We start from the raw sequence: 16,130 nt of genomic DNA on the forward strand, positions 1-16,130 counted from the left end.
ACCTCCTCTCTTGCCTACAATACAAATATAGAAGTGATAATTAGTTTTTACTATATAATTTTTTTAATTTTTCTAATGCATTCTTTTTTGTATTTATAACTGTTCTATAGGAAATTCCTAATCTATCTGATATATCATTTATATTAACTCTTCTTAAATAAAACATAACTATTATTTGTTTTTGACGTATAGTTAATTTTTCTATATTTTTAATCAATTCATCATTTAATTCCCTATATAAATATTCCTTCTCTATATCAGTTTCTGATTCTAATGTATCAATCAAACTTATATTGCTATCTTTTGATGAAATTTTTTTATCTAGAGATAATACATATTTTTTAGATTTAAGCTTATCTAAATAATGATATCTCAAAATAGTATTTATATATCCAGAAAAATAAACTCCTTTTGAAAAGTCAAATTTATCTATTCCTTTTAAAATCACCTCATATCCTTCACTAATTAAATCATCTATTTCTTCTTTTTCAAAATAATATCTTTTTATTTGAGCTAAAATGAGAGGTTTATAACTTTTTAATAGCTCCATCTTTGCTTCTTTTTCGCCTAATTTTGCTTTTTTTACTAAATCATCTATTTTACCATACATATTCATCCCTCATACTGATGAGTACTCATCTTGATTACCGGTTAAATATATAATACATTTTAATTTTAAAATTGCTTAATAGTGACTTTAATGAAATCACACACAATAAAAAAAGCCCACTACCGAACTAATGTTCTTAAGCAGGCTTTCAAGGGGATTTTTATATTAAATTGAGGGAGTTTTCAAAAATGCTTCATTTTAAATATTCTATTTTTATTTCATAATCATCTTTTAAAACATCTATCATATCCATTATTTTAGTATTTTCTTCTTCTATACATATTGTAATAGGACTAAATCTATCCTTTATACTCAGTATTGTATATTCTAAACTCTTCTCATTTTTTACTACTATTTTTATAGGGTGAGTATTTTTTGGAATATTAAATCCTATATATATATTTCTTATGAATTCTATTACACCATATATAAAAAACACATAAACAAAGACATATAATACATAAATCATTTTCTCACCCCTATAATGGATTGATTTATTATATATTATATGTCTTAATATTAATTCTTGTTACTTATTTAATCCTTCTTTTTTTAATATCTCTTTTTTGTCTGTTTTTTCCCAAGGTAAATCAATATCAGTTCTTCCAAAATGTCCATATGCTGCCGTTTGACGATATATTGGTCTTCTTAAATCTAAATTCTTTATAATAGCTGCAGGTCTAAGATCAAAATGTTTTCTAATTAACTTTTCTATTTTTTCTTCTTCTATCTTACCTGTTCCGAAAGTATCTACCATTATAGATACAGGTTCTGCTACCCCTATTGCATATGCAAGTTGTACTTCACATTTTTTGGCAAGATTTGCTGCTACTACATTTTTAGCTACATATCTTGCAGCATATGATGCCGATCTATCTACTTTCGTAGCATCTTTACCTGAAAATGCTCCTCCACCATGACGAGAATAACCTCCATAAGTGTCTACAATTATCTTTCTTCCAGTAAGTCCTGCATCACCTTGTGGTCCACCTATTACAAATCTTCCTGTTGGATTAATAAAATATTTAGTTTCATCATCTAGTAATTCATTTGGCACTACTTCTCTTATTACAAATTCTATTAAATCCTTTTCTATAGTTTCTAAGTCTACTTCTGAACTATGTTGAGTAGATATAACTATAGTATCTACTCTTACAGGTTTGTCATCATTATATTCTATTGTAACTTGAGTTTTTCCATCTGGACGAAGATAATCTAATCTTCCATTCTTTCTAACTTCAGAAAGTCTTTTAGCTAATTTATGAGCAAGTGAAATAGGTAGTGGCATTAATTCTTCTGTTTCATCACAAGCAAAACCAAACATAATACCTTGATCTCCTGCACCTGTATGAGGTAGTTCTTCTCCATTTTCTCCTTTTCTCTTTTCAAGAGATTCATTTACACCCATAGCAATATCAGGAGATTGTTCATCAATAGAAGTAAGTACAGCACAAGTTTCAGAGTCAAATCCATATTTTGCACGAGTATATCCTATCTCTTCAACTGTTTTTCTAACTACTTTTGGAATATCTACATAAGTATTTGTAGTTATTTCACCAGATACAAGTACGAGACCAGTAGTTACAGTAGTTTCACAAGCAACCCTAGCATTTGGATCATCTTTTAATATAGCATCTAAAATTGAATCTGATATCTGATCACAAACTTTGTCAGGATGTCCTTCAGTAACAGACTCTGACGTAAAAAGCCATTTTCTCATTTTTTTCCCTCCTAATTAAAAAAACCTCTTCTAAAAGAAGAGGTATAATTTCACATTTTCCTCATCTTCCAAAGCTTTTGCTTTGTAGGATTTAGCACCGATTTTTCACCGGTTGCCGGGTTTCATAGGGCCTATCCCTCCACCACTCTTGATAAGGCAATCAAGAATTATTAAATTAACATATAAATATTAACATATAATTTATTATTAGTCAATTAATTTTTATTATACAAGTACCATTACTCCTATTGAACTTAATATATACATTATAACCCCTGCTGTAATTACACCAGCTACAATTGTTGGAAATGCAAATTTAAATCTTATATTAAATAAAGATGCTGCTAAAGAACCAGTATAAGCTCCAGTAGTAGGAAGTGGTACTGCCACAAGTAAATATAATCCTAGTAAAGTATATTTTTTCATTCTTTTACTTCTTCTAAGAGTTCTATTTTCTATCCATTCTATAATCCTATCAAACTTATCATACCTTCTTAAAAATTTAAATATTGGTTTTAACAGTAAAAGTAAAAATGGAATAGGTAATATGTTACCTATTATAGATAATATAGTACTTTGAATTGGTGTAAACCCCATACTTACACCAAGTGGTATTGCACCTCTAAGTTCAAATATAGGTGTAGCACCAACTATTATAACCGCTAGTTCCCTTTTTAATAAATCAATTAATTCCCACATAAAATTCTCCTTATAAATTATTCAAATATTATTATACACTATAGAATGTTTAGAATAAACTATTTTAATCATAATTTAAGATTTTCTTAAGAAATAGAATAAAATAAACAAGATAGATCAAACGCTCTATCTTGCTTATTTTATTTCTTTCTATAATATAGACTTATCATTCTGTCTAATCTCTCACTTAATTTTAATATTTCTCTTCTACTTTTTTCCTCCATTATGGCTTGGTGAAGCCTATATCTTAATACCTCTATTTCTTCTTTCAAATTTTTATTCTCATCTATAAATGATACTACCATTTATCCCACTCCTAACCTTGTTAAAGCATTTAATATGCTAACTCAATTAACCCCCCTGTAAATAAAAAGTTATATTTATATATACCCCATATATATTCAAAAAACATCTTTCTATGTTAAATATATATTACGAAATTACCTTATTTTTCAAAAGTATATCTATTCCAAATCGGTCAATAATAATATAAGACTGGAGGAATATATATGAATATAAAAAGGATTTTTTATACGTTTATAATATTATTTTTCACTTTTATTTCTGTATCATTAATGATATATGACAAAATAGAGCTATCAAAAAATCATCATATTAATTATAATGGAATACATAAAATTAAATTACCTCAAAATTTAAAACAAAATACAGAGAAAATAAAACAAGAAAGTGAAATAGAAAAAATAAAAGAAAATACTAAAAAAAAAGAAAATGAACCAACACAAATAAATATTGAAGATAATAATACTGAAACTTTTTCAAAAAATATAATTAGGAAAAAAGATGAATTATTATCTCATATAGAATTTAGTACAGACTACGATAAAAAAACTCAAGAATTTCTTATAAATCAATTGAAACAAGGTATAAAAAGAGCAAAATTAAATCAATTTGAACATAGATTATCAGGAGATAACACTATTAAAGATTTAAATATAAAAGAAATTCAAAATAATTTATCTAAAGAAGATAAAAATACATTAAATAAAATAATAGATAAGTTAGGAACTATAAATAGCATAAAACTTATAAAGATATTAGAAAATGGTTTAACTTCTAAAGAGCAAAAAGAAATACATGACTTATTTAAGGAAAAACTATCTGAAGATGAAATCATATCATTAAATGATATATTAGGTAGATTTATTGATTAAAGGGACTTTTATCCCTTTAATCAAATATCTTTTATTTTACTACAATTCCTCTAATACTTTTTACTTTATGATATATTTGTTGCTTTTGGTTTTTATTCCTTGTTTTAATTATTATAGGGATCTTTGATATTTTATCATACATATAATTTAAAGTATCCTGCAATATTAAATAATCTATATCAAATGTTATGTTTATAAGTTTCACATATTGTATAATAGAATTTAATTCAGCTTTAAAATTTAATTTATTTATTGAAGTAAATCTATAAAATTTATTTATATCAATTGATAATCTTAAACTTGTTGAATCCATTATATTTTTAATTTTATTTGAATTTTCAAATAAACTATAGTCTTCTAAATGTATAAGTATTGGCATTTCATACTTGTAAGCTAAGTCTTCTAATTCAACTATTGTTTGATCAATTAATGATTTATCTATATCAGTTATTAAATGAGATACTAAGTTTACTACTACATGTTCAGTTGGAAGTGACTTAGCCATACTTAAATTCTCTTCTAATATTTCCATAGTAGCATCTCTAAGTCTCTTTTCATTACTTAAAAAGAAAATCATTTCTGGATTATTTTGATTAAATACTGGAAACATATAACTTATTTTTAGAGGATGCTCCTGACAAACTTTTAAAAGCGATGTAATATCTTTTGCACTAGAAAATTTATTAGAAATTTGTATCCAATTTATATTATTTTGTAGGACAAAATTCAAATCCATATGGTCGACGGATATCCCAAGATGTCTATTCATTTTAATCCTCCCTAGTTGACATAATTCTGATAAATTTGAATTGTGATTAAAGCATATTTAGTATACATTATATACCCTAAGAGGGGGATTTGTATACAATATTTTAAATATTTAACTACAATTTTATCCAACAACATTCGACATTTTTCTAAATATATAATGATTTATAATAAGTTTTATGGTATTATTTTAATATAATACAGTTATTTTAATAAATATGGGGGCAAAAGATGTATATGAATAAATATACTTTAATTTTAATCGTTTCAACTTCTTTAATATTTACTTTTGGATGCAGCAATAAAAATTCAGAAGAAAATGTAAAAACTAAGGAAGATAATCAAGTTAATGAACAGCAAATTGTAGAAGAACAACAACAAGTAAATCCTTTATATGATACAGAAAATTTAGTACAATCTAATATGAAAATATTCTTAAATGATAATCTTCTAGACTTAAGTAATACCATAGCAAAAAAACCTTTGAAAAATGATAAAGGAAATATATTACTTCCATTTATATCTTCATATAAATTATTAGATTTTGAAATAGAATTAAATGAAACAGAAGAAGATTTAAGCATTACTGCAATAAATAATTCAACTAAAATATATGTGGCTATAAATAAAGATAAAAATATTAAATCTATTTCTATAAATGATAAAGATTTAAGTGGTGACAGTATTCTAATGTATTTATTAGAAGATCAAAATAAGAAAAATTCAGAACTACTAATCCCCTTTGAATTTATAGCTAAATCTCTTAATACTACTATTGTAGAAGGTAATGAAAAAGATTCTCTAGTATTACACACTAATGATTTTACAAAAAAGCAAGAAAAAATTATAGAAGAAGATAAATTAGAAGACATATTTAGTGATATTGGAATAGGAATTGGCGATTCACTTGATAAAGCTAAAGAAATGTTTGAAGAAGTTGGAGATACAGGAGGCTATCAGGGATCTGACTATTACTCATTTAATAATATAACTATATTTACTGAAATTGGTACAAAAGTAATTACATCAATAGGATTACCTAACTCCACTTACTCTATAGATGAAATTAAACCTGGAGATAGTATAAAAAAAGTTTATGATAAATATGGTAAAAGAAAACCAGTTGAATTTGAAGGAATAACAAGTGTAATATATGAAAATATAAAAGGATATAAAATAGAATATTCATTGAAAAGTGATAATAAAACAATAAGTTTTATTACTATAAGTGAATAAACTTCAAGAGTTCTAGCACTCTTGAAGTTTATTTTATTATTTATCTGCAGGATATATTACTCCCATTTGTTTTCTTGATTCTTCTAATATATTCATAACTATTCTTGATTTTTCAAATGAATTTATATCCGATTGATTTTTTCCCTTTTTTATTAAATCTATAAATTCTGTCGCTTCATAATACATGTTTGGTTTATCCTGTTCTATAGATAAATCCTCTTCTCTACCATCTCTATATATTATTTTAATATTCTTAGGAGTAGGTATCTTATCTATTATCATTGTTCCATCTTCTCCTTGTATTTCACTAGGAGCATATGAGTCTGTTATTTTTGAATGAATTATTAATGCTTCCATATCTTCATAATTAAGTACTACATTACCTTCACCATCTACTCCAGATTCTAATATTACTCCATTTGCATTGATTTTCTCAGGTTTTCCAAACAATTGTACTAAAGGATATATACAGTATACCCCTATATCCATAAGAGAGCCATTTGAAAATTTAGGATTAAACGTATTTGGATTTTCTCCTCTTTTATATGGATCATACCTTGAAGAATACTGACAATAATTCCCTACATATCTTCTAACTTTACCTATTTTATGTAAATTTTCTTTTATTACATTAAAATTAGGCAAAAATGAAGAAACCATTCCTTCCATTAGTAACTTATCATTTTTTTCTGCAACCCTTATCATAGCTTCTAATTCATTTAAGTTTGATGCTATAGGTTTTTCACAAAATACATGCTTTTTATTTTCTAGAAATAAAATAGAATATTTAGCATGGTATGAGTTTGGGCTTGCTATATAAACTGCATCTATATCATCTGATTTTGCCATTTCTTCTATATCTGTATAAATATTTTTTACATCATATTTTTCAGCAAATTCATAAGCCTTTTTTTCTGTTCTTGAATATACTGCATTTAATTTAAATTCTTTATTTATATTAGCTGATTTCAAAAACTCATCTGTAATCCAACTAGTACCTACTGTTCCAAATCGTATCACTAAATCATCCCCTTATATATTTTTATATTTAAATTATATCATAATAAATTATCCCCTAAAAAACTTATCTTAAGTTTTTAGGGGATATATTTTATTTATTCTGTTTAAATTTTAAATTTAATATTTCATTACTCTTTATTCTCTTTATATAAATAGTATTTTTAATTATTTTAAGATTTTTATTAGTATTTATATTTTCTTCTTTCAAATTAACTAAATTAACATCACTAAACTTTTCTCCATCGTATTCAATTTCCACATCATTTATATTTTCATTAAGACTGTTATAAATACGTAATACTATTCCTTCATCACTTTCTGCTTTTTTAATAGCACTTGTACCTAATAATGGATTTTTTATTTTAATTGGATAGTAAGTATCTGATAAACCCTTATTTTTATATTCAATATTTTGTAACTGGCTATAGTGAAGTGGATATACATAGTTTTCAGCATTAATATTCATTTCATTTATACTATTTATAGGGCAAATAGAATATTCCATTTCAAATTTTCCTATCATATTACTCTTTGGAGTCTTTACATGTAATCCTGACCTTCTCCCAGGTCTATTAACTAAATCCTGTTTCCCCATATAGCTAGTTCCACATAACAATGTTAATGCTATTTTAGGTTTACCTTCATCTAATATTTCATATTGAGGTAAGCCTCTATTAATTACTTGTAACCCATTTTTACCATCAAATACTCCTACAAATTTATGCTGATTATATATTGGGTAATACTTTTCTTGCCAATTTTCCTTTCTCCAATATTCTACTTGTTTTAAATAATTTTCTCTTTCCATAACTCCAAATTGCTGATCTACATAGTGGATATTTGACTCAATATTTCCATCAAATAATACTTGTATTCTATGATCTTTAATATTATTATTAATTACAGTTTTTATATCTAATCTCTTACTATTTTTATAAATAGTTATAAAAGATTCTATAACTGTATTTTCCTTTTTCTCAGATCTATATTCATTATAAGTATTAATAGGGAAATTTAATGAATAAGTTATTTTTATTTGAGATTGAATATGCCCCTCATATATCTTTTCTATTTTTGCTATTTGTCCTTTAGAATAGATAACCTCATCTTTTACAGGAGGAGAGTAATCATATTCATCACCAGCATTTCCACCTTCTTTGAATATGTGTTGATTATAATAAGTTTTATCATTTTCTTTATCTAATACATCTAAACTTCCATCTTTATTTATATTTATTTTAATATATTCATTTTCAAGAGTATTGTCATTTACTATTAAACTTTTTTCATTATTATTGTTAAACTTAACTTCATTGATATAATAAGTTTTATAACCAAACCCTTCAATTTCAGGAGTAAAACTAAATTTAACTTTATAATATTCTTTAGATTCATTTTTACCTACAAAATGACTTTCTATCATATAATCATTTAAATCTACTTTTTCAGTTCTTAATAGTTGATGATCACATTCTAAACCTTTATCATCCTTTAATATAAATTTAGTAGATTCTAATAATGCTTCTATTACCAATGTATCTTTTCTTGAATTAATTATTGTATTAAATACAGTTATTGGTATTCCTTTGTCACTTTGAAAATTTATATTAGATAAAATTTCATTTGTTTTTTCTTCTATAATAGTGGTACCTATTTGATTTGATTTATTATATCTCATTTCCATTTCATCATGTGTAATATCAGTACATACATTTCCTATAGAATCATGTGCTTGATTTTGAATTATATTTTTCCATCCATGATTTATCAAAGAATTATTATAATAAGAACCATATAATGTTCCTATAGAAGATAATGGTTCTACATATTTTTCATATAATCTTTGTGATATAAAATTTTGTCCTTTTATATCAAGACGAGTAGAGCCAATACTTGCGTGTACTCTCATGAATTTGCCTTTTCTAAATTCACCTTTATAAGTTTCAAAATCCATACTAGTTTTTTTAACATCTTTAATATAATCTTCTAATGTTGAAAATATAAATTTATATCCTTCTGAACCATACTTTTCATTCAAATCTTTAATAATTATAGGTAAATCTTTATTTGGTTCTCTTTGATCATAACCACATAACATGAGTATTTGCCCAGTATGTGTCATATCTTTTTGTGCTTTAATGTTAGTTTCTACTACATTTTTACTTTCATCCATTTTTAATGATAACCATTTGGCATTTTCATATCCTAAAGGTAAATAATGACCTAAAACCTTAGTTTCATCTAGTCCTTCCCAATAAAATTCCTTTTCATTTATATCTTCATCTGATATTCCTCTCCATATAACTGCATCATTAATATCAAATCCCTTTAAAACTTGAGGAATCTGTGCAGATTGTCCAAATGAATCAGGTAAATACCCTATATTCATTACAGAACCAAATTCTTCTGCGATATTAATGCCTATGAGTAAATTCCTTATAAGTGATTCCCCGCTTGGAATAAATTCATCTGGTTGTATATACCATGGCCCTACAATTATTCTTTTTTGTTCTATAAGTTCCTTTAACCTTTCTTTATTTTCAGGCCTTATTTCTAGATAATCTTCTAATATTATAGTTTGTCCATCAAACATAAAAGATAAATAGTTTTCATTGTTTTCTAGTAAGTCAATTAAGTCATCCATAACTCTAATCAGTTTAACTCTATATTCTTCAAATGTTTTATGCCATTCTCTATCCCAATGTGTATGTGATACTATATGAAATTTCAATTTTAAACCTCCTATTTTAAATCCACCCTCTATATTTAGAGGATGGATCATATTTTATCCCATTAAATTAAATTCTGCTCCTTCTTGATCTTTTTCTATATCAGATTCTTTTCTTAAAAATGCTACTGATAATGCAATTATTACTACTCCTACAATAAACCCTATTAGCCAACTAATTGGATTATTAACTAAAGGTAATGCCCAGATTCCAATAGCTGCTGGTATTGTAGATGATGCTCCTAATACTAATGATACAGCTGCTCCTATACCTGTACCAATTACAATAGATGGTATTACTTTAAATGGGGTAGTTACTGCATAGGGTATAGCACCTTCTGAAATTCCTAAAGAACCCATAAATGCTGCAGGTATAGCATTTGCTTTTTCTGCTTTAGTAAATTTATTAGGTTTAATTGCTGTAGCAATTGCAAGGCCTATAGGTGGTGCCATTATTCCTACCCATGCTGCTGCCATTGGTTCATATATACCTTCTGCTAAAGTTGCATATGCAAATGCTAATGCAACCTTATTTACAGGTCCACCCATATCAAATGCCATCATAGCTCCTATTATAAATCCTAAAATTGCTAAATTTGCTCCTTTTAATGATACTAACCAATTTTCAAGTCCAGTCATAGCTGGTGTTAATGGTATTGATATTAAATACATAACTACTGCTGTTAATGCTACACCTAAAACTGGAATTATCATAATAGGCTTTATTACTGCTAAACTTTTATGAATTGGTATTTTCTTTAATCTATTTACTATCCACCCAGCAAAAAAGCCAATTAATATACCACCAATATACCCAGTACCTAATTCTCTTGCCATAACTCCACCTACAAAACCTACTGTAATTCCTGGTCTATCTGCTATAGAATATGCAATAAATCCAGCTATTGCAGGTACCATTAATTGAAGAGACCATACTCCTATATTCACTAATTTTTCAGCAATAAACCCTTCTTCTCCCAATATAATTCCAATTGATAATAATATACCTCCTGCTACAACAAAAGGAATCATATATGAAACCCCTGTCATTAAATGTCTTTTAAATTTATCCATGATTTCATCTCCTTATCATTTTACTTTTGACTCTGCTTTTTCTATTACTTTTTTAGCATTTTTAAGTACTTTTTTAGTAGATACTTCTATTTTTGTTAAATTATCAAACCTATTCATCTTTCCTATATGAGCATCAATTGCAAGGATAGCTACATCAGCTTCATTTATTGCATCTACCGGTAACTCGTCTTCTATCCCCATAGCTCCCTGTGTCTCTACTTTTATGTTATGTCCTAATTCCTTTGCAGCATCCTCTAATGCTTTTTTTGCCATAAATGTATGAGCTACTCCTGATGGACATGCTGTAACTGCTACTATTTTCATATTGCATCTTCCTTTCTTCCTTTTATTTAAAAATATTTTCCATTAATTTTAATACTTCTTCATCACTCTGAGCATTTTTTAAATCTTGTCTAAAATCTTCTTCCATTAATTTCATTGATAATTTTGATATTATTTTAAGATGTGTATTATTGCCTTCTTTTTCTGGTACTGCAAGACCAATTACTAAATCTACAGGCTTACCATCTAAAGATTCCCAATCTATAGGTTTAGATAACTTCAATATAACTATAGTTGGTTTTATTACTGCCTTTGTTTTTGCATGAGGTATAGCTATTCCATATCCTACACCTGTAGTAAATTCCTCCTCCCTTTCTAATATTTTTTCATAATATAAATCTTTTGAGTCTAATCTATTATCTAAGTTTACAATTCTTACAATTTCTTGTAACACTTCTTGTTTAGTTGTTCCATGAAATTTTCTATTGATTAAATTCTCATTTATTAATTCAGTTAAACTTAGTTCCATTTATTCTGCTCCTCCTTTTCTATTGTGAATTTACTATAAAATTCTTTAAAACTTTTTGAATTTATCAATTGAGATACATGAGCAGATGACTTTGTTGCCTTGTATATTGTATTAAATAATTTTTCAAAAGAATTTGTCATATTTTTAGATAAAACTAAAATTAATACTAATTGCACTTTCCTATCCTCTTCCCATTCAATAGCGTTTTTCAATATACCAACACAAACTGAAGATTTGATATTAGTAGCTTTTAGAGGATGCGGGATAGCTATTAAATTACCGATTGCTGTAGAAGATACTTCTTCTCTTTGAAATATGGATTCTTGAATATCACTATTTATATATCCTTCAAAAGTCATCTTGTTAGTTAAAAATTTAATCACATCGGTTTTATTTTTGAAATCTAAATTTGTGAAAAATAAATCTTCTTTTAAAAAATTTTTTAAACTCTTTTGTGATCGTGTATATTTATATGAATTTTCTATTTTATTTCTTATATATATTAAATCTTCATCATCTAATATTGTTTTAACTAAAATGACAGGTATACCAATTTCTTCTTGTATAGGTATAGTAGTGAGAATTATATCAGGTTTTATATTTTTAACTTTATCTAACTCATGCAACGGATATGTTCCTATGAAATTTGCATTTATACTAAGTGAATTTTTAAATTTTGCTAATAATAGATTCGCAGTTCCCATACCCGAAGAACAAATGATAGCTATATTTTTTGTTTTTTGATTATATCTTTTTTTCCTCTCTAAAGCTCCACCAAAATGCATAGCTATATAGCCAATTTCATCTTCATTTATTACGTAATTAGTTTCTTTTTTGATAACATTTGTAGCAATAATCCCAATTTGAAAGGCTAAAGGATATTTGTTTTTTATATCATTTATTAATGGATTTCTAATATTCATATTATACTTTGCTCTATGGAGTGTTGGTTTTAGATGTAATGCTAAATTATATATCAATTTATTGTCATTATTGAAATCCATATTTAATTTATTTTTTATTTCATTTATTATTTTAGAAATTAGAATTTTAATTTGATCATCTATTAAGTGAAGTAATTCTTTTTCTTCATCTTTTTCTAATAATTTACTCCCTAGCAAATGCATAGTTATATAACATGTTTCTGATTCTGGTATATTAACTTTGAAAATACCTTCTAATATCTTAACTATATTTTCTGCTATATAATATTCTTTTTCATTTTTCAATTTTTCGATTTTTTTGTCTTCTAATGGTACAAACTTACCTAATATTATTCTTTCTAAAGCTATAGCAATATGAATTATAAGATTATTAAAAGCAATATCAGCTAAGTAAAATTCTTGCTGAACTAATTCTTTTTGTAATATATTTTCAATAAACTTCCAATCTACCTTATTAAATTTTGAAATTTTACTATTATAACTGTCAGAAAGCATATCCTTATTTATATTTTCTCTATTTAAGACATATTGAGAAATACAAAATCTTTTATCAATTTCTTTTCCTTCAATCATTATCCCTTTATTTTCTTTAACAATTATTTTCAAACTATAATCTTTGAGGGTTGATTTCACTGCTTTTAAATCATTCTTTATAGTGGATAAACTGACATATAGTTCATCACTTAATTTTTCAAGTGTTATAGGTATATTGGTAGATAATAACCTTTTTATAATATATACTATCCTTTGATGAGGAAAATCCGGTATAGTAGTTAATTCTAATTCTTCTCTAGTAGAAACATCTTTTAATAATTCTTTACATTGCTTTTTATTACTTATATCTAATTTACTTCCTTTTCCTTTTACTGAAATGATTTTTATATCATATGGAATTAAAAACTCATTTAATTCTTTTATATCACTTCTAATAGTTCTAGATGATACTCCTATGAGCTTCGCTAAATAAGCACTTGTTAAATATTCATTTGAGTTTATGAACTTATCTAATATTTTATTTAGACGAGTACTTAATAATTTTTCCATATTATTTCCTCCTCTTAACTTAATTATATGTATACTGTTTAAATATAGATAGACATTATATTTCCTGTATACAAAGGAAATTGTTAATTAATTCTGATAAATCAAAAAAGAGTGAGGTATTAACCCCACACTTTTATAGTTCATTTGATTTTTCTTTACACATAAGAATAAATGATCTCCATATCTCCTTCTAATATAAACTCTCCATGATTATATGGAATTATAAAATGATCTCCTTTTTCTATACTTATTCCATCAATATTACCTTTACCTTTTAATACACTCATTATCATAAAAGGCTTGTCTTGATTCATAGTTAAATTACTATTTATATCTAATTTATATACTGAAAAATACTCTGTTTCTATTAAGTTCTCTATTATATTATTATTTATTTTTTCTATTGTGCAGTTATTGTTAGCATCTTCATGAGGTATTTTAGTTACATCTATACTTTTTTCGATATGAAGTTCCCTAGGTTTTCCATCCTGTAGTCTATCATAGTCATATAATCTATAGGTTATATCACTTGACTGCTGGGTTTCAAGTATCATAGTTCCACTACCTATTGCATGAACTGTTCCTGCTGGTATGTAAAAAAAATCTCCGGGCTTTATTTTAACTCTTCTAAGAAGTTTGTCCCAACTACCTTCATCTATTATTTCTCTCATTTCTTCTTTTGTATTTGCATTATGTCCTAATACAAGTTCTGAATCTTCATCACAATCAATTATATACCAACATTCAGTTTTTCCTAAGCTGTCTTCATGTTCTTTTGCATATTTATCATTTGGATGAACTTGTACACTAAGGTCTGTATTTGCATCTATTATTTTTGTAAGAAGTGGAAACTCATTACCTTTTATATTACCAAATAATTCTCTTTTATTTTCCCAAAGCCAACTTAACTTTTTCCCCTGATATTCTCCATTTTCAACTATTGAATCACCATTTGGATGAGCACTTACTGCCCAGTATTCTCCTGTATTATTAGATGGAATATCATAATTAAAATATTCTTTTAATTTATTTCCACCCCATATTTTTTCTTTAAATACACTATCTAAAAATAATATATCACTCATTTTTTCACTCTCCATTTATTGAAAATTACATTTTATTAACCATAGGAACTATACTTATGCTTCAACATTGTATCCATTAACATAGTAGTATATAATTAAATTATAACATAAATACATATTGGAGAAAGGGGTTTAAAATGAAAGTTAAATTAATAGAACCTTTAAATGTTTCACATGAATTAATTAAAGAATTATCAGAACCAATTAAAGCATTAGGACATGAATTTGTCTATTACAATGAAAAAACTACAGACAATGATGAATTAATTGAAAGAAGCAAAGATGCTGATATTATTATGATTGGAAATAATCCTTATCCTAAAGAAGTTATAAAAGAAATGGATAGCTTAAAACTTATAAATGTAGCTTTTACTGGAGTAGATCATGTAGCAGTAGATGATGCAAAGAAAAAAGATATCAAAATTTGTAATGCAGCAGGTTATTCTGATCAAGCAGTTTCAGAACTTGCAATAGGTCTTACTTTAGATATATATAGAAAAATTAGTGATTCAAGTCCTTTAATAGGAAAAGAAATAAAAGATAAAACTGTAGGCATAATAGGTACTGGAAATATTGGAATTAGAACTGCTGAATTATTTAGTGCATTTGGTGCCAAATTAATAGCTTATAGTAGAACTGAAAAAGATGAAGCTAAAGAATTAGGTATAAAATATGTTTCATTAGATGAGCTTTTATCATCAAGTGATATTATTTCAGTTCATTTACCGCTTAATGATAATACAAGAGGATTTTTAAATAAAGAAAAGTTAGAAAAAATAAATGATAATGCTATACTTATAAATTGTGCAAGAGGCCCTATTATTGATAATGAAGCATTAGCTAATTTATTAAATCAAGATAAAATAGCAGGTGCAGGTATAGATGTATTTGATATGGAACCACCTCTTCCAAAAGATTATCCTTTATTATATGCAAAGAATATTGTTTTAACTCCACATATAGCATATTTTACCGAAGAATCTATGATACGAAGAGCTAAAATAGCATTTGATAATACAATTTCCTTTTTAAAAGGTGATCCTAAAAATATAATGAAATGATTTTAAAAATTGGTTAGAAATTTTAAATTTCTAACCAATTTCTTTGTTATCTAAAAATAAACTAACCATTTTAAAATATATTTTATTTAAATTGTGGTAAATATTTTTTATGTGCTTTATACATTTCTCTAAACACTTCATTTGCAACACTATCT

The 16,130-nt window shown here is 26.0% G+C and carries 16 protein-coding genes and 1 riboswitch; of the genes, 3 read left to right on the plus strand and 13 right to left on the minus strand.

What is annotated here, in order from left to right; translation table 11 throughout:
• Positions 1-40: 40 nt before the first annotated feature.
• The 5 genes from D3Z33_RS11180 to D3Z33_RS11200 form a co-directional block, all read right to left on the minus strand.
• Positions 41-610, minus strand: a complete 570-nt coding sequence (locus D3Z33_RS11180; protein WP_160197843.1) for a sigma-70 family RNA polymerase sigma factor — start codon at positions 608-610, stop codon at positions 41-43.
• A gap of 193 nt (positions 611-803) precedes the next feature.
• Positions 804-1,079, minus strand: a complete 276-nt coding sequence (locus D3Z33_RS11185; protein ID WP_160197844.1) for a hypothetical protein — start codon at positions 1,077-1,079, stop codon at positions 804-806.
• Between the two features lie 60 nt (positions 1,080-1,139).
• On the minus strand, positions 1,140-2,330 hold the full coding sequence (gene metK, locus D3Z33_RS11190; RefSeq protein WP_160197845.1) for a methionine adenosyltransferase: 1,191 nt from the start codon (positions 2,328-2,330) through the stop codon (positions 1,140-1,142).
• A 58-nt stretch (positions 2,331-2,388) separates the two neighbouring features.
• Positions 2,389-2,488, minus strand: a riboswitch (SAM riboswitch).
• A 67-nt stretch (positions 2,489-2,555) separates the two neighbouring features.
• Entirely contained in the window at positions 2,556-3,029 is a 474-nt protein-coding gene (locus tag D3Z33_RS11195; RefSeq protein ID WP_160197846.1) for a COG2426 family protein, read from the minus strand.
• A gap of 140 nt (positions 3,030-3,169) precedes the next feature.
• Positions 3,170-3,334 (minus strand): aspartyl-phosphate phosphatase Spo0E family protein, encoded by a 165-nt coding sequence (locus D3Z33_RS11200; protein ID WP_160197847.1) that lies wholly within the window; start codon positions 3,332-3,334, stop codon positions 3,170-3,172.
• A gap of 204 nt (positions 3,335-3,538) precedes the next feature.
• On the opposite strand from D3Z33_RS11200, the gene D3Z33_RS11205 reads away from it, so the two are divergent.
• Positions 3,539-4,204: a hypothetical protein gene (locus D3Z33_RS11205; RefSeq protein WP_160197848.1), complete on the plus strand. Its 666-nt coding sequence runs from the start codon at positions 3,539-3,541 to the stop codon at positions 4,202-4,204.
• 31 nt (positions 4,205-4,235) lie between these two features.
• Here the strand turns inward: D3Z33_RS11205 and D3Z33_RS11210 are convergent, their stop codons facing one another.
• A complete protein-coding gene (locus tag D3Z33_RS11210; RefSeq protein WP_160197849.1) occupies positions 4,236-4,973 on the minus strand; it encodes a hypothetical protein in 738 nt (245 codons plus the stop codon).
• Between the two features lie 230 nt (positions 4,974-5,203).
• On the opposite strand from D3Z33_RS11210, the gene D3Z33_RS11215 reads away from it, so the two are divergent.
• Positions 5,204-6,208 (plus strand): hypothetical protein, encoded by a 1,005-nt coding sequence (locus D3Z33_RS11215; protein WP_160197850.1) that lies wholly within the window; start codon positions 5,204-5,206, stop codon positions 6,206-6,208.
• A 36-nt stretch (positions 6,209-6,244) separates the two neighbouring features.
• Here D3Z33_RS11215 and D3Z33_RS11220 read toward each other — a convergent pair whose 3' ends face one another.
• From D3Z33_RS11220 to manA, 7 genes are all read right to left on the minus strand, one after another.
• The gene (locus D3Z33_RS11220; RefSeq protein ID WP_160197851.1) at positions 6,245-7,228 is read right to left on the minus strand and encodes a Gfo/Idh/MocA family oxidoreductase; all 984 of its coding nucleotides are present in this window, start codon (positions 7,226-7,228) and stop codon (positions 6,245-6,247) included.
• Positions 7,229-7,319: 91 nt separating this feature from the next.
• On the minus strand, positions 7,320-9,959 hold the full coding sequence (locus tag D3Z33_RS11225) for a glycoside hydrolase family 38 C-terminal domain-containing protein (protein ID WP_160197852.1): 2,640 nt from the start codon (positions 9,957-9,959) through the stop codon (positions 7,320-7,322).
• 54 nt (positions 9,960-10,013) lie between these two features.
• The gene (locus D3Z33_RS11230; RefSeq protein ID WP_130805923.1) at positions 10,014-11,030 is read right to left on the minus strand and encodes a PTS fructose transporter subunit IIC; all 1,017 of its coding nucleotides are present in this window, start codon (positions 11,028-11,030) and stop codon (positions 10,014-10,016) included.
• A 15-nt stretch (positions 11,031-11,045) separates the two neighbouring features.
• Positions 11,046-11,354 carry a PTS fructose transporter subunit IIB gene (locus D3Z33_RS11235; RefSeq protein ID WP_160197853.1) on the minus strand — a complete coding sequence of 103 codons (309 nt, stop codon included), beginning with the start codon at positions 11,352-11,354 and terminating at the stop codon, positions 11,046-11,048.
• 22 nt (positions 11,355-11,376) lie between these two features.
• Positions 11,377-11,841, minus strand: a complete 465-nt coding sequence (locus tag D3Z33_RS11240; RefSeq protein ID WP_160197854.1) for a PTS sugar transporter subunit IIA — start codon at positions 11,839-11,841, stop codon at positions 11,377-11,379.
• Positions 11,832-13,829: a BglG family transcription antiterminator gene (locus D3Z33_RS11245; protein ID WP_160197855.1), complete on the minus strand. Its 1,998-nt coding sequence runs from the start codon at positions 13,827-13,829 to the stop codon at positions 11,832-11,834. The genes D3Z33_RS11240 and D3Z33_RS11245 overlap by 10 nt, the downstream gene beginning before the upstream one ends.
• 155 nt (positions 13,830-13,984) lie before the next feature.
• Positions 13,985-14,914, minus strand: a complete 930-nt coding sequence (gene manA, locus D3Z33_RS11250; RefSeq protein ID WP_160197856.1) for a mannose-6-phosphate isomerase, class I — start codon at positions 14,912-14,914, stop codon at positions 13,985-13,987.
• Positions 14,915-15,051: 137 nt separating this feature from the next.
• Between manA and D3Z33_RS11255 the strand changes: the two genes are divergently transcribed.
• Positions 15,052-15,975, plus strand: coding sequence for an NAD(P)-dependent oxidoreductase (locus D3Z33_RS11255; protein WP_160197857.1), 924 nt, complete (start codon positions 15,052-15,054; stop codon positions 15,973-15,975).
• Positions 15,976-16,130: the final 155 nt, after the last annotated feature.

The sequence above is a fragment of the Senegalia massiliensis genome (assembly GCF_009911265.1).
Taxonomy (GTDB): Bacteria; Bacillota; Clostridia; order Tissierellales; family SIT17; genus Anaeromonas; species Anaeromonas massiliensis_A.

Excerpts from the sequence above, each read along its gene's own strand:
- D3Z33_RS11180 (WP_160197843.1), bottom strand. The coding sequence starts at position 610 with ATGTATGGTAAAATAGATGATTTAGTAAAAAAAGCAAAATTAGGCGAA.
- D3Z33_RS11185 (WP_160197844.1), bottom strand. The coding sequence starts at position 1,079 with ATGATTTATGTATTATATGTCTTTGTTTATGTGTTTTTTATATATGGT.
- metK (WP_160197845.1), bottom strand. The coding sequence starts at position 2,330 with ATGAGAAAATGGCTTTTTACGTCAGAGTCTGTTACTGAAGGACATCCT.
- D3Z33_RS11195 (WP_160197846.1), bottom strand. The coding sequence starts at position 3,029 with ATGTGGGAATTAATTGATTTATTAAAAAGGGAACTAGCGGTTATAATA.
- D3Z33_RS11200 (WP_160197847.1), bottom strand. The coding sequence starts at position 3,334 with ATGGTAGTATCATTTATAGATGAGAATAAAAATTTGAAAGAAGAAATA.
- D3Z33_RS11205 (WP_160197848.1), top strand. The coding sequence starts at position 3,539 with ATGAATATAAAAAGGATTTTTTATACGTTTATAATATTATTTTTCACT.
- D3Z33_RS11210 (WP_160197849.1), bottom strand. The coding sequence starts at position 4,973 with ATGAATAGACATCTTGGGATATCCGTCGACCATATGGATTTGAATTTT.
- D3Z33_RS11215 (WP_160197850.1), top strand. The coding sequence starts at position 5,204 with ATGTATATGAATAAATATACTTTAATTTTAATCGTTTCAACTTCTTTA.
- D3Z33_RS11230 (WP_130805923.1), bottom strand. The coding sequence starts at position 11,030 with ATGGATAAATTTAAAAGACATTTAATGACAGGGGTTTCATATATGATT.
- D3Z33_RS11235 (WP_160197853.1), bottom strand. The coding sequence starts at position 11,354 with ATGAAAATAGTAGCAGTTACAGCATGTCCATCAGGAGTAGCTCATACA.
- D3Z33_RS11240 (WP_160197854.1), bottom strand. The coding sequence starts at position 11,841 with ATGGAACTAAGTTTAACTGAATTAATAAATGAGAATTTAATCAATAGA.
- D3Z33_RS11245 (WP_160197855.1), bottom strand. The coding sequence starts at position 13,829 with ATGGAAAAATTATTAAGTACTCGTCTAAATAAAATATTAGATAAGTTC.
- manA (WP_160197856.1), bottom strand. The coding sequence starts at position 14,914 with ATGAGTGATATATTATTTTTAGATAGTGTATTTAAAGAAAAAATATGG.
- D3Z33_RS11255 (WP_160197857.1), top strand. The coding sequence starts at position 15,052 with ATGAAAGTTAAATTAATAGAACCTTTAAATGTTTCACATGAATTAATT.